The sequence below is a fragment of the Pseudoalteromonas sp. S2893 genome, assembly GCF_005887105.1.
GTDB classification, from domain to species: Bacteria; Pseudomonadota; Gammaproteobacteria; order Enterobacterales; family Alteromonadaceae; genus Pseudoalteromonas; species Pseudoalteromonas atlantica.
On record NZ_PNCY01000032.1, the window covers coordinates 1 to 14,337 of the forward strand.

General features: G+C 40.2%; 14 protein-coding genes and 1 tRNA gene. 7 read left to right on the forward strand and 8 right to left on the reverse strand.

Annotated elements, in window-relative coordinates:
- Nucleotides 1-28: 28 nt before the first annotated feature.
- Nucleotides 29-113: transfer RNA gene (locus CWC04_RS15260), tRNA-Tyr, on the reverse strand.
- A 112-nt stretch (nt 114-225) separates the two neighbouring features.
- Between CWC04_RS15260 and CWC04_RS15265 the strand changes: the two genes are divergently transcribed.
- Nucleotides 226-753 (forward strand): VC2046/SO_2500 family protein, encoded by a 528-nt coding sequence (locus CWC04_RS15265; protein ID WP_138685829.1) that lies wholly within the window; start codon nt 226-228, stop codon nt 751-753.
- 190 nt (nt 754-943) lie between these two features.
- Nucleotides 944-1,246: a DUF6172 family protein gene (locus CWC04_RS15270; protein ID WP_004589192.1), complete on the forward strand. Its 303-nt coding sequence runs from the start codon at nt 944-946 to the stop codon at nt 1,244-1,246.
- 129 nt (nt 1,247-1,375) lie between these two features.
- Here the strand turns inward: CWC04_RS15270 and CWC04_RS15275 are convergent, their stop codons facing one another.
- From CWC04_RS15275 to CWC04_RS15285, 3 genes are all read right to left on the reverse strand, one after another.
- Nucleotides 1,376-1,855, reverse strand: a complete 480-nt coding sequence (locus CWC04_RS15275; RefSeq protein WP_029774254.1) for a YchJ family protein — start codon at nt 1,853-1,855, stop codon at nt 1,376-1,378.
- Nucleotides 1,856-1,897: 42 nt separating this feature from the next.
- Nucleotides 1,898-2,332, reverse strand: coding sequence for a SulA-like leucine-rich domain-containing protein (locus CWC04_RS15280; RefSeq protein ID WP_024032354.1), 435 nt, complete (start codon nt 2,330-2,332; stop codon nt 1,898-1,900).
- A gap of 283 nt (nt 2,333-2,615) precedes the next feature.
- Entirely contained in the window at nt 2,616-3,071 is a 456-nt protein-coding gene (locus CWC04_RS15285; RefSeq protein WP_055254982.1) for a tetratricopeptide repeat protein, read from the reverse strand.
- Nucleotides 3,072-3,188: 117 nt separating this feature from the next.
- Here CWC04_RS15285 and CWC04_RS15290 point away from each other — a divergent pair, with 117 nt between their 5' ends.
- A complete protein-coding gene (locus CWC04_RS15290; RefSeq protein ID WP_004589400.1) occupies nt 3,189-4,481 on the forward strand; it encodes an NCS2 family permease in 1,293 nt (430 codons plus the stop codon).
- A 244-nt stretch (nt 4,482-4,725) separates the two neighbouring features.
- On the opposite strand, the gene CWC04_RS15295 is transcribed toward CWC04_RS15290, so the two are convergent.
- Nucleotides 4,726-5,484, reverse strand: coding sequence for a hypothetical protein (locus CWC04_RS15295; protein ID WP_138685830.1), 759 nt, complete (start codon nt 5,482-5,484; stop codon nt 4,726-4,728).
- A 293-nt stretch (nt 5,485-5,777) separates the two neighbouring features.
- On the opposite strand from CWC04_RS15295, the gene cysB reads away from it, so the two are divergent.
- On the forward strand, nt 5,778-6,755 hold the full coding sequence (gene cysB / locus CWC04_RS15300; RefSeq protein ID WP_004589402.1) for an HTH-type transcriptional regulator CysB: 978 nt from the start codon (nt 5,778-5,780) through the stop codon (nt 6,753-6,755).
- A 71-nt stretch (nt 6,756-6,826) separates the two neighbouring features.
- Here cysB and CWC04_RS15305 read toward each other — a convergent pair whose 3' ends face one another.
- The 3 genes from CWC04_RS15305 to pabB form a co-directional block, all read right to left on the reverse strand.
- Nucleotides 6,827-8,203, reverse strand: a complete 1,377-nt coding sequence (locus tag CWC04_RS15305) for an L-serine ammonia-lyase (RefSeq protein WP_138685831.1) — start codon at nt 8,201-8,203, stop codon at nt 6,827-6,829.
- A 102-nt stretch (nt 8,204-8,305) separates the two neighbouring features.
- The gene (locus tag CWC04_RS15310) at nt 8,306-8,881 is read right to left on the reverse strand and encodes an NUDIX hydrolase (protein ID WP_249326165.1); all 576 of its coding nucleotides are present in this window, start codon (nt 8,879-8,881) and stop codon (nt 8,306-8,308) included.
- Between the two features lie 6 nt (nt 8,882-8,887).
- Nucleotides 8,888-10,234: an aminodeoxychorismate synthase component I gene (gene pabB / locus CWC04_RS15315; protein WP_138685832.1), complete on the reverse strand. Its 1,347-nt coding sequence runs from the start codon at nt 10,232-10,234 to the stop codon at nt 8,888-8,890.
- Between the two features lie 169 nt (nt 10,235-10,403).
- Here pabB and CWC04_RS15320 point away from each other — a divergent pair, with 169 nt between their 5' ends.
- The 3 genes from CWC04_RS15320 (at nt 10,404) to CWC04_RS15330 (ending at nt 14,215) form a co-directional block, all read left to right on the forward strand.
- Nucleotides 10,404-11,930, forward strand: coding sequence for a fumarate hydratase (locus tag CWC04_RS15320; protein WP_004589406.1), 1,527 nt, complete (start codon nt 10,404-10,406; stop codon nt 11,928-11,930).
- Nucleotides 11,931-12,380: 450 nt separating this feature from the next.
- Complete coding sequence (locus CWC04_RS15325; protein ID WP_138685833.1) at nt 12,381-13,421, forward strand: Leu/Phe/Val dehydrogenase; 1,041 nt, start codon at nt 12,381-12,383, stop codon at nt 13,419-13,421.
- Between the two features lie 155 nt (nt 13,422-13,576).
- Entirely contained in the window at nt 13,577-14,215 is a 639-nt protein-coding gene (locus tag CWC04_RS15330) for a CatA-like O-acetyltransferase (protein WP_138685840.1), read from the forward strand.
- Nucleotides 14,216-14,337 lie beyond the last annotated feature (122 nt).

The window sequence follows — 14,337 nt, forward strand, 5'->3', positions numbered from 1 at the left end:
GTTCATAATACGTTAGTGATGAGAAGAGTGGTGGAGGGAGCTGGATTCGAACCAGCGAAGGCTGAGCCGTCAGATTTACAGTCTGATCCCTTTGGCCGCTCGGGAACCCCTCCAATGCAACGGCGCTGATAATAGCAAACTGCGTATTTAAGTAAAGAAAAAAGCTAAAGAAATTTGAAATAAAGCCGATAAATATCTATCAGTTATCATAATCGGCTAAAGACTATGCAAATCGATGATTTGTTAATCACAGAGAGTCAACTAAAGACCAGGCTAAATAAAAGTGTGCATGAAAATCGCAGAGGCGAATTTTCACTTTTATTAGCGATGCTATCGCACGATGCGCTGGATTTTAGTCAATTTCACTTGCCAACAAGTGAAACGCATAGTGCTTATGTAGACGAAGAACAGTTAAGGGAGCGCTTTGGTGCTGGACCAAAGCAATTATTAGCTCCCGAAAAATATGATATGACCATAGGGCAAGAGCACGCGTCGGTGATTGTTCAACAAGGCGAGCAAACAGGCATGAAAGCAATAAAATTAAGCCACTGCTTAAATCCTGAGCCACTAGCGATTAGAGATGACAAGTTTCATATTCCTTTAACAGTAATCGATAATTGTGAACTATCAGTACGCAGGCGCTTAAATGACACGCACACCGCGCTTGCAAGCCCACAAATGGACGCCGCAGCATTTTATGACGATTTAACTAATGAGGCTATACATAAGCCATTGCTTGTTGCTAACGCATAAAAATAATTTAACACTTGTGCGTTTTAAAAGCCTAAAACACCTTATGTTTAATAATCGGTTATGCAATAAAATAGAACAATTCTTTTTTTGTTTAAAAAAAGCATCCACAAATTAAATGCAATTGCTATAATGGCTGCAAATGGTATGACTTGAGTGCCATTATCATTAAATCAAGGTAATTAGGAACGTAATGAAGAAAACATTCACGCTAAATCATGAGAAAATCAAATACCCTCGTATGGTTGATGCTGCAAAGCATGAAGTGAAAAAATATTTGAAAAGAGAGCGCAATAAAACGCTACCTGTTGAAGCTGATTACTGGGCGTTTGACTGTAAGTTTGGCACAAGTGCCGATGATGCCGAAGTCGTTCACGTAGCTGAAATTAACAACAAGATCAGCGAAATCGAAAAGCAGGCGCTTACTTCATTCTATGTTGAGATTTTAGCTAGACCTGCGCAGCGTGAATCGTTCGATCTAGATGATGATGAATAACCAATAGCAATATTGTAGAAAATGGACCTAGATGGTCCATTTTTTGTTTATGGCAGTTATTAACATGTTTAGTGGTATAGAGTAGCGCTTAAATAAAAAGCTATTTTTATGTTAAGTGTTTAGCTTATTTTATACACTGTGACACTTTTTATATTTTTTACCGCTTGCACATGGGCAGGGGTCGTTTCTGGCAACTTTTATATCGGCGACCGGATTAATAATACCCTCTAAATAACGCCATTCACCGTCCTCTTTTATAAAGTCTGATTTCTCATCCAACTCACAATATAAGTTTTGGTAAAAATAATACGCATTAAAGGCAACATAACCTCGCTCATCACTTTGCTGCGTATCGCGCACAACTAATTTTACAAAGCGGCAGCTATTGGCAAAGTCAGCAATTTCATTTACTGGGTTTTGTGCTTGTTTTTCTTTGGCGTAAGTTTTAAATACATAAGATGCATTTTTTAATGCATAAGCACTAAAGCGCGAACGCATTAGTTGCTCAGGTGTGGCTGGGGTTTTTATATCAAGATGATAAGGCTGGCAACAGTCGCCATAATTAAGCTGACTGTTGCATAAGCAAGCGCTAGTACTGGTTACACTCATAAAATACTAATTAACATAAATTAAAAATGTATTTTACCAAGCTTATTGAGTAAGTGATATTGCTGTAGTGCTGGTTTTTTTAGTAAAGCAAAATAGCTTAGCGCTTCTTTTGTTTAAATTAAGCGATAAATTAACAAGCTGCTGCTCACTTACTATATCGGTCCACGTAATAATGGCTGCAAAGTTACCATTATGAAGTGCTGAATTAAGCACATACTCTAAATTTACTAAATGCTTTTGTCTTATTACAAGCAGTTTACTGGTATCTATAGAGCAGCTATCTAGCAAGGCTTTACTTGGCACATGGTCGGGCGCAATCAGTAAGGTCCACGCGTTAGAGCTATTGTATTGGTGCAACACTTTTAGCATTTCAAACGTAGCAGAAATTTCATCTTCTACTTTTATTAAGTTTACCGACTCACTTTCATCATGTTGTTGGTAGCTTTTAACGGTTCTTACGGTAATTGGCTGTAGCATAGGTCTCACTCACTGGGTTTATATACAGTACGTGTATACAGTAGTTTATACAGTTGTTGTGTGCAAGCGTTTTTTGTTATTTTTTATACAATTAATTGTTTTAAAAAATAAAGAATAAAAATAACACTTTTAAAACAGTGGGTTATAATTTAAGGCGTGTAGGTGAAAGCTGAGGGTGTTTGCAGTACTGTATAAAGTGTAGCAGCGCTATACAGTACTTAAGGGATGGCTATACAGTTATTTCAGTGTGTTTTACAGTGCTTAGCTGTTAGCTATACAGTAGTTAGTCATTTTTTGGGATTAAGTGGGCAAACTGAATTTGGTGGATTTGCTCATACAAACTGGCTGCATAGCACTGAGCGTCTTTAAGACGTTTGGTGTCGATATATTTTCTTAAATCATCTAAAGCAGCGGTTGCCGGTTCATAGCCTTGGCTGCTGGCTAAACTCAGCCATGCTGCTGCGTGAAATACGCTTTTAGGTACGCCTTGGCCTTTGACAAAAAATAACCCTAAATAAAACTGGGCGCGATGATTTCCGGCCATTGCGGCAAGGCGCATCCACTTAGCTGCCAACGGTGCCTGGTTATGCTTTAAATAATACAGTGCTTTGTTAAGTGTTGTTTGCTCACTTACATCACTATTGTTTTCAGCGCTGTGGTTTGTAGGCTGTGTTACAAAATCTAAAATATTGTTTAATTGCTGCTCTAAGTCTTGTCCGCTAGGCTGAGTCTTATTCATATATTTTCTTTTTTATAGTTTCTACGTCAATAGTTTAGTATATCGCAAGGTAAAATGTCCTGTTTATACTTAATTTTATGGTAAAATCACGTCACTTTTTACTATCACAAGTCTATTATGCTCGAAGCTCTATTTAAACTCCGCGAAAATAACTCCAATGTGCGACGCGAAAGCATTGCTGGAATCACTACTTTCATTACTATGGTTTACATTGTATTTGTAAACCCTGCAATGCTTGCGGAAGCAGGCATGGATCAAGGTGCTGCATTTGTTGCTACCTGTATTGCGGCTGCTATTGGCTGTTTTATTATGGGATTGTGGGCTAATTACCCTTTAGCACTTGCGCCGGGCATGGGCTTAAACGCATTTTTTACTTACGGTGTTGTACTGGGTATGGGTTATAGCTGGCAAGCTGCATTAGGTGCAGTATTTATGTCTGGCTGTATATTTTTAATATTAAGTTTGTTTAAGGTCAGAGAGTGGATAATTAATGCTATTCCTTTGGTTTTAAAGCAGGCTATTGCCACTGGTATTGGTGCGTTTTTAGCGTTAATTGCGCTTAAAAATGCAGGCATTATTGTTTCAAGCCCAGCTACATTAGTACAGCTTGGCGATATTACATCGGCAGGTCCTTTATTAGCTATTTTAAGCTTTTTTGTCATTGCTGCTTTGCTTTATCGTGATATAAAAAGCGGCGTACTTATTAGCATTTTGTTAGTAACGGGCATTGCGTTAAGCCTCGACTTAGTTGAGTACCACGGCGTAATGTCAATGCCACCGTCTATTTTACCTACCTTCATGCAACTTGATTTTGCAGCGGCCTTTGAGCTTTCTATGCTGAGTGTAATTTTTGCGTTTTTGTTTGTTGATTTATTTGATACATCAGGCACGTTAGTTGCGGTAACTCAAAAAGCAGGCTTAGCCGATGAAAAAGGCAATATGCCACGTTTAGGGCGTGCTTTAAGTGCAGATAGTACAGCTACTATTGCAGGTGCAATGTTAGGTACTTCTACCACTACTTCTTATATTGAGTCTGTAGCCGGTGTATCGGTTGGTGGGCGTACTGGCTTAACAGCTGTTGTTGTGGGGATATGCTTTTTACTAATGATGTTTTTTGCGCCGCTTGCGCAAATGGTGCCGGCTTATGCTACAGCGGGTGCTATTTTATACGTTGCGGTATTAATGCTGCAAAACCTTAAGTTTGTAAACTGGGATGACATGAGCGATGCAATTCCGGTAAGTGTGGTACTACTTATGACGCCGCTTACATTCTCTATTGCGCATGGTATTGCTCTTGGTTTTATATCGTATACTGCGGTTAAAGTACTGTGTGGTAAACGCGATCAGGTTAGTATTAGCGTGTGGATTTTAACAGCGTTATTTATTATCAAGTTTGCATTTTTATCGTAATAGCTAATACCCATTCTTTTAGCTAAGAGGCTTAGTTTGAGGGTGGGTAAACATTTATTATTTAGTGGCTATCACTCATTGCCACTGCATTGTTATACCTTGCGTATCTATGTTGTGGTAAATGAGCGTTTATAACGTAGTTAGCGCCTCAAAATACGTTAGTATTTATCCATTGGTAAAAATAGCTTAACAGATACAAAAAAGCCCATACATTATGTATGGGCTTTCTTTTGGGTATTTTAAATTACCATTTCTTTTTAGGTGCAAATAATACGTCTAAGTCATCTTGCTCTGCTTCTGCTTTTTTCTTCAGGGCAGTGGCATTTGATGCTTTTAGTTCGGTGCTTATTTCTTCTAAATAGGCTTCAACTTCTTGGCGTTTTGCGTTTACGTATTCATCAGAATAGGCAACGGCACTAAGTGTGGCATAGGCTTTTTCAAAATATTGCCTGGCAGAGCCCACCATGCTCGCTGAGCGAGCAGATAAACCGCGTTTAATTTGGCTTTCTATGTTAATTCTAAGTTGTAACTTTTCTAGGCGCTTATCTTCTGCTGCAAATATTTGGCTATCTACACGGCCTTTACTGTGCTCAGAGCGCATAATAACTCTAAGCTTTTTTATGCCCTGAATTAACGAGACTAACTGCTTATCGTTACTTGGTAACGATAAATTGTCGCTGCTATTACCTTGCACTGCACCACTTAGCTTTTCTTTAGCTTCGTTCATTCTGCTTTTTAATGCTTTAGAATTAGGTGAATGGTTCACCATAGCGTTTAGTGCTTCGTAACATCTACGTTGTAAAACGCGTATAATATTTTCAGAAAGCGGAATATTAGCGCTATTCATAAGTGCTTCTTCGGTTTCTTCAATTATCGCTTTTTGTTTTGTTAATTCTTTGCGACGTTCAATTTCTTGCTTTTCTTTATGCTGCTGTACAGCGCTTACCCACAGTGCAATCACTATCAGTGCCACTATAAGCACAATTATAATCGAAACGATCATGGCTTAATTCTCGGATTCATAATCTATTTTTTTATATTACATCAAATATATGCTTTGAGGGTAGCTTTGCGCTGATTAACTTAAAAATATGTTAAAAATTAGATATAAGAATAATGTATTATAAGTTGAACCTGAATAAACATCGCTATCTGCAGCGGGTTTATTATGCTAGCCTTAATGCTTAAATAATGAAAATATACGTGCTTACTTTGCCAAGTTTTAGCTAAATTAAACTTGGTTTTGCTTAGTATTACCATCATATAAGCTTAATAATAACGTTAAAAACTGCAACCATGAAATTACAACAACTTAGATACATTGTAGAAGTTCAAAACCATAAGCTAAACGTATCAGCAACTGCTGAGAGTTTATTTACCTCACAGCCTGGTATATCTAAACAAGTGCGCATGCTTGAAGATGAGCTAGGTGTACAAATTTTTGGCCGCAGTGGTAAGCATTTAACGCATGTTACAGGTGCCGGCGAAGAAATAATTAACATTTCTCGCGAAATTTTATCTAAAGTCGAAGGTATAAAAGCGGTTGCTAATGAGCACACGCTGCCTGATCAGGGTAAACTAAATATAGCCACTACACATACGCAAGCTCGTTATGCTTTGCCAAGTGTTATTCAGGGCTTTATGAAAAAATACCCAGCTGTTTCACTGCATATGCATCAAGGTACACCACAACAGATTTCTGATGCGGCAGCGCGCGGTGACGCAGACTTTGCCATTGCAACTGAAGCACTTCATTTATACTCAGATTTAGTTATGCTGCCTTGCTATCATTGGAACCGCAGCATTGTGGTGGCAAAAGATCATCCACTAGCACAAAAGGCCGACAATTTAACCGTTGCTGATATAGCGCAGTATCCGCTTATTACGTATGTATTTGGGTTTACTGGGCGCTCTGAGCTTGATAAAGCATTTAACGCGCACGGCCTTGAGCCGCACATTGTGTTTACTGCAACCGATGCCGATGTAATTAAAACTTATGTAAGGTTAGGGCTAGGTGTAGGTGTAGTCGCTTCAATGGCCGTTGATCAATTAAGTGACACAGATTTAGTGTGTATTGATGCCAGCCATTTATTTGAAGCTAGCACAACTAAAATTGGCTTTAGAAAGGGCAGTTTTTTACGTACTTATATGTATGACTTTATTGAGCGTTTTGCCCCGCATTTAACTAAAGAGCGAGTAGAGCGAGCCAGCTTATTACGTAATCAAGATGATGTTGATGCGTTATTTGCCGACATAGAACTGCCGGTAAAATAGTAAGACTTTAAGAATACAAATACTAAAAAACCGCGTATTGCTAAAATACGCGGTTTTTTGTTTTTATACGCTTAACATTCAATAATGTTTACCGCTAATCCACCGCGTGCGGTTTCTTTATATTTGGTTTTCATGTCGTTACCGGTATCGAGCATGGTTTTAATCACTTTATCAAGCGACACCTTTTGCTCGCCACTGCCACGTATTGCTAGGCGAGAGGCATTAATTGCTTTAATGGCGCCCATGGCATTGCGCTCAATACACGGTACTTGAACCAATCCGCCTACAGGGTCGCAGGTTAGGCCTAAATTATGTTCCATGCCTATTTCGGCGGCGTTTTCAACATGTACTACATTACCACCAACAATTTCGGTGAGTGCGCCGGCAGCCATTGAACAGGCTACACCTACTTCACCTTGGCAGCCTACTTCTGCGCCCGAAATAGAGGCATTTTTTTTGTATAAAATACCAATCGCCGCTGCGGTTAATAAATAGCGTGTGGCTATGTCGCGGTCTACTTCTTTAATAAATGTGTGGTAGTACATTAAAACGGCCGGCAATATACCCGCAGCACCATTTGTTGGCGCCGTGACTACGCGCCCACCCGCGGCATTTTCTTCATTTACAGCTAAGGCAAATAAATCCACCCAATCCATTGCTCTGAGTGGGTCATTACTCACTTCTACATTTAGCTTTAAATACAAACTAGGTGCACGGCGTTTAACTTTTAAACCACCTGGTAAAATTCCCTCGGTGCGCATGCCACGTTCAATACAGGCTTTCATTACTTGCCAAATATTAAACAACTCGTCTTTAATATCGTCTTCTTTGCGCAGCGTTTTTTCGTTATGCATCATTAAAGTAGATACACTAAAGCCTGATTCTTTACACAGCTCTAGTAAATCTTTTGCACTTTCGAACGGGTAAGGAGCCGGGTTTTGCTCGCGTATATCAAGGGCTGCTTGTTTTTCGTTTTCAAATTCTTCATCGGTAACAATAAAGCCGCCGCCAATAGAGTAGTACACTTTGCTATATACTTTTTCGCCATTGTTTGAGGCAATAATTTCCATTGCATTAGAGTGCTTAGGTAAGGTTTTGCGGCGATGAAAAACAATAGCCCCTTGCTTAGGAAAGTTCGCTTTATGGGTATGGTTGAGGTATATCACTTGCTCTTTTTCAATGGTGGCAAGGATATCGTCAACTAAATCGGCATCTATTGTTTCTGGGTCGTAGCCGGCAAGCCCTAATATAACGGCTTTACCAGAACCATGGCCTACGCCGGTTTGACCCAGTGAGCCATAAAGCTCTACCTTTATATCGGTAACAGAGGTTAAAAGTTGTTGCTCTTGTAGGTCATTAACAAATAAGCGCGAGGCACGCATTGGGCCAACGGTATGTGACGACGATGGGCCAATACCAATGCTAAACATATCAAATGCACTGATCATACTATGGGTCTCTACTTTATTTACTCAGCCCGAAAGCTGTTCTTTGAACGGTCGAGTATCATAACGTTAATTCTATATTATGTAACTATTTGGCAGTAAGTTTTACACTGGTAGGGCAAGCTGTTTTGTAAAGTTTTTTATAATGCTAGCCGTTGCTCCCCACAGTAATCCGTGCGGTGTACTAAACCCTTGCAAGGTGATGGTTTTGCCAAAACGTTGAAAAGGAATGGGTCGCCAATTTGCCTCGTTTGAAAGCTGGGTAAGCGGCAGTAAAAAGCTAGCTTGCACTTCATTATAATCGTTCTCCCATACTGTGTGTTTATCAAGTAAACCCACAAATGGGCTAATGCTAAAGCCAGTTAGGGTAGAGTATTGTGGCAGCCGCCCGAGCACTTTAACATTACTTGGCGCTATATTAAGCTCTTCGTGTAGTTCTCGAAGCGCTGTGGTGCGCAGGTGTTTATCGCTTTGCTCAAACTTACCGCCGGGTAAACAAATTTCCCCAGGGTGATGATGTAAATAAGTAGGGCGTTTGCACAATAAAATGTGCGCGTGGTTATCAACATCAATAATAGGCAGCATAACCGCACTGGCACGCTTTTTACGGCTATCTTTTATTTGATTTGGCGCGGCAGTAGGGCTTAGCTGAAACCGCGCCATAATATGTTCACTATTCAAAGCGTTCTACTGTTTTAATAAAGGAAGTATTTTATTCACTTTATCGTATGTTTCTTGGTATTCCAATTCGACTTTAGAATCAGCGACAATACCACCACCGGCCCAGCAATAAATGTGTTCGTTATGACAAACCAATGTACGGATTGTAATACTGGTGTCCATATTACCGCAGGCGCTTAAATACCCTATAGAGCCACAGTAAATACTACGCCTATGAGGCTCTAGCTCTTCAATTATCTCCATCGCTCTAATTTTAGGCGCGCCGGTGATTGACCCTCCGGGAAATGCTGCTTCAAGTTGATCAACACACGTTTTACTTTCATCTAGCTCTGCCGTTACGGTACTCACTAAGTGATGCACTGCCGGAAAGCTCTCAATAGCAAAAAGTGAGGGCACCTTTACAGAGCCGGGTTTTGCAACCTTACCTAAATCGTTACGCAGTAAATCAACAATCATTACGTTTTCTGCGCGGTCTTTGGTTGAGTTTTCAAGGGCTCTGGCTTGCTGTTGGTCTGCGATTGCGTCGGCCATGCGTGGCAAAGTGCCCTTGATGGGTTTTGTTTCAACGATATTGTCGTGAACTGCAATAAAGCGCTCTGGCGATATTGATAAAATGGCGCCATGTGGGTGGTTAATAAAGCTAGAAAATGGCGCTTTATTAGCCTCACGTAATACTTTGTAGGCTTGGAAAGGGTCGCCTTTAAAACCGGCACTAAAGCGCTGTGCTAGGTTGATTTGATAGCAATCACCACTTTTTAAATAATCTTGTATTTGCGCAAATTTGTCAGCGTATTCATGCTCACTCATATTTGAGTGCCAATCGCTGGTGAGCGAAAACTGTGCAGGCGCTACATCGTTTGCTAAATATTGCTGGTAAAGCGCTAAACGGTTCACCCTAGGCTGAGAAACGTAAAACCAGCTTTGCTGGTGTTTATCAAATATCAGCGCATCTAAATAAAGGCCAATGGCCATTTGTGGCAATGTTATATCGTGTTTTGCCGTGCGTGGCATGTGCTCAATAATACGCCCTAAATCGTAACCAAAATAACCAAGCCAGCCGCCGTTAAAAGGCAGGTTATTAGCGGCTTTTTGCGCGCTAAGTTTACTTAGTTCTTTGTTCATTATTGTAAAGGGGCTACGCGAGTCAAGCTGCTGATTAAATAGGCTTTGATTGTTGTTTACTTCTAAAATAGCGTGAGGCTCTATCGCAATAATATCAAAGCGACTATTTATGTGCTCGCTATTGGCTGAGTCTAGTAATACGGCATAGGGTAAATGCGCAAAATGCGCGAAAACATCAATGCAGTTTTGTGTTATGGCTAATTTTACACAATTTTTTTCATTGTTTAGCATTTACTGCCCCTTTAAGAACTGGCTCGAAACGGGCTGGGAGGGTATCATAAGTCAAATTTTTTTGGCAGCGTTTAGTATCAAATCTACGTTGTAATTAAAACAGTGCAAACCACCGTCACCGGTTTGGTATAGATTACGCTTAAGCGTAACGCTAACTTAAGGAACCACTATGAGTACAATCCGTCAGCAAGACTTTATTGATAGCATTGAAGATGCGTTGCAATATATCTCTTTTTATCATCCCCTTGATTTTGTTCAAGCGCTAGAAAAAGCCTACAACAAAGAACAAAGCAAGGCTGCAAAAGATGCAATCGCGCAAATTTTAATTAACTCGCGTATGTCGGCTGAAGGCAAGCGTCCATTGTGTCAAGACACGGGTATTATTACCTGTTTTGTAAAAGTAGGGATGGATGTTAAGTGGGATAAAACAGATTTAACCGTACAACAAATGGTTGATGAAGGCACACGTCGCGCATATTTAAATCCAGATAACCCACTACGCGCTTCTATTGTAGCTGACCCTGCTGGCACACGTAAAAACACTAAAGATAATACCCCTTCAGTTGTACACATTGATTTAGTGGCGGGTGGCGAAGTAGAAGTAATGGTTGCAGCGAAAGGCGGCGGCTCAGAGAACAAAAGTAAAATGGTTATGCTAAACCCATCTGACGATGTTGCTGCATGGGTAGAAAAAACGCTACCAACAATGGGCGCTGGTTGGTGCCCGCCAGGCATGCTAGGTATAGGCATTGGTGGAACCGCCGAAAAAGCAGCGGTAATGGCAAAAGAGTCGTTAATGGACCCGGTTGATATTCATGAGCTTATGGAGCGCGGTGCAGAAACAACGGAAGAAAAACTGCGTTTAGAAATTTTTGAACGTGCTAACAAGCTAGGTATTGGCGCGCAAGGTTTAGGTGGTTTAACAACGGTTGTTGATATTAAAGTAAAAACAGCGCCTACGCATGCGGCATCAAAACCTGTTGTGATGATCCCTAACTGTGCAGCTACGCGCCACGTACACTTTACACTAGACGGCTCAGGCCCTGCAGATTTAAAAGCACCTAAGCTAGAAGACTGGCCAGAAGTGACGTTTGAAGTAGGTGAAGGAACTCGCCGTGTTAATTTAGATACGTTAACTAAAGAAGACACCCGCGAGTGGAAAATGGGAGAAACTGTTTTACTCTCAGGCACTATTTTAACAGGCCGAGATGCTGCCCATAAACGCTTACAAGATATGATCAATTCAGGTGAAGGTTTACCTGAGGGCGTTGATTTTGATAATAAGTTTATTTATTACGTTGGCCCAGTTGATGCTGTAGGTGATGAAGCTGTAGGCCCTGCAGGCCCTACAACTGCAACACGTATGGATAAATTTACCGATATGATGCTAGAAAAAACCGGCATTGTAGGCATGATAGGTAAAGCTGAGCGTGGTCCTGCTACAGTTGAGTCGATTAAAGAGCATAAATCGGTTTATTTAATGGCTGTAGGTGGTGCGGCATACTTAGTATCTAAAGCAATTAAAAAAGCACGCGTGGTTGCCTTTGAAGATTTAGGTATGGAAGCAATCTACGAATTTGAAGTAGAAGATATGCCAGTTACGGTTGCCGTAGACAGCGAAGGTGCTAACGCACACACGCAAGGCCCTGCAATTTGGAAAGCTAAAATTGAAGAGCTAGACGGTAAGCTTAAATAAAGGTTTACGTAATCTAATAAAAAAGCGAGCTTAGGCTCGCTTTTTTTGTGTTTGTTTTATGAAATATTAAAAAAGCGCAAATTGCCCCTTCAAATAAACACCTCAGACCAGTTGTGGTAAATCTGCTTTTTTCTTCATAAACCTATACACTGTGCGCCTTTGCTTGGAGGGAAGCTGTGTAATACAAGGTTTACACTTGGCGTTACCTTTACGTTCACGTAAATATGAGGGCGCTTTTTAATGGCGTTGTTAGCTTTAAATTTAATTTATATGCCTTTTGTTAAATTTTATATCCATATTTTATTGTTATTTAGATTTATTAATTCACAAGGCTCGCTTTTTGCGGGTTTAACTTCTCATTATGTGGCACCCTTAAAAATGAAGTGGTAAAGTTTCGTCAATTTCCAGCGCTCATCCCTCTCACGGGTAAACTATTTTGGAGTAATTACAGTGGCTGTGTTTAATCAAGCTGAATTTGATAACCACGAACAAGTGGTTTTTTGTTCTGACGAAGCGTCAGGTTTAAAAGCAATTATTGCCGTACATAATACTAACCTTGGCCCTGCTGTTGGTGGTTGTAGAATGTGGGACTATGCCAACGATGAAGATGCCGTTTACGATGTTTTACGTCTCTCAAAAGGGATGACCTATAAAAATGCGGTTGCTCGCCTACCGTTTGGTGGTGGTAAATCAGTTATTATTGGCAATGCAAAAGAGATTAAATCAGAGCAGTTATTTCGAGCTTTTGGTCGTCAATTAGAGCGATTGAATGGCCGTTACTACTCTGCCGAAGATGTAAACATTACATGTGATGACGTTGCATTAATGAATAAAGAAACGAATTATGTGTTGGGCTTGGAAGGGAAAAGCGGTAACCCGTCACCTTTTACAGCTTACGGTACGTTTTTAGGAATTAAAGCGGCATTACAGCACCAACGCGGACATCAAGATTGTGCGGGCATTAAAGTGGCTGTACAAGGTTTAGGTGCGGTCGCCTATGGTTTATGTAAGCATTTAGCCCAAGCTGGTGCAAAATTATTTGTAACAGATATCAATCAAGATGCTGTAGAGCGGGTAGTAAATGACTTTGGTGCTACGGCGGTGGGTATTGATGAAATTTACGACCTTGATGTTGATGTATACGCACCTTGTGCATTAGGTGCCACCATTAATGATGAAACCATTGCACGTATTAAGGCAACCATTATTGCTGGGTGTGCTAATAATCAGCTAGCGCAGTCTCGTCACGGTGAAGTACTTCGTGAAAAAGGTATTTTGTATGCACCCGATTACGTTATTAACGCTGGTGGCATTATTAATGTGTATTACGAAACTGCACCACAAGGCTACAGTGAGGCGGCGTCTAATAAACATGTTGAAGGTATTTTTGATACCTTAACCGAAATATTCACCCGTAGTGAAAAAGAGCAAAAATCAACGCACTTGATTGCCGATGAGTTAGCGCAAGAGATAATTCAAAACGGCCTGTAAATTTACCCGTTTATTTAAACTAAGGCGTACAGTGGTACGCCTTTTTTGTTTATACTCTGTGGCGTGGTAATTTTTTGTGGCCAAGACCCTTAAGGCAATGCGGCCTAATCGTTAACGACAAGCTTATGGATATTATGACTGATACAAACGCCTTAATGGAGCCCATCGACCTTGATACATGGCCTCGCCAACAACACTTCGAATTATTTAAAAACTTTACCCAGCCATATTTTAATGTGTGCGTAACACTTAACGCCAAGCCTTTATTTGAATATTGTAAACAAAATAAACTGTCTTTTTTTCAAGCATATGTGCATGCCACATTAAAAGCTTGCCACGCTTATAACCCGATTATGCTAAGAATTATTAATGAACGTCCATGGCGCTTAAAGCAAGTAAGAGCCAGTGTGGTCGAGCTTGCTAGCGATGATTCGTTTATATTTAGTTACTTTAATTATTCGCCTTGCCTCGAAGAATTTGCTCAGCACGCCACAGTTATAAGCGCCAATGCTAAATCTCAACCGTTATTTTCTCAGGCGTTTAATCAAACCGAAGGGCAGGCCGATTTGATACATATATCGGTTTTACCTTGGCTTAATTTTAGTAGTTTTTCGCATGCCTTTAGTGAAGGAAAAAGTTTAGGTATTCCTAAATTTGTGTTTGGTCATTACGATAAAACCACGGGCCTGATGCCATTTTCGATTGATGTGCATCATTCGCTAATGGACGGTTTACACGTCGCAGCGTTTATAAACGTATTACAAAACAATATTGACAACTTTTGTAAAGATTAATTGAATTTAGTTAATGCAATGTATTTATTTGCTATGGTAGTATTTTTAGTTAGATAGGCGATATAAGTTAATTTGTAACGATTAGCTGATACGTTTACGACATTAAGTTTTAGCGACTTATT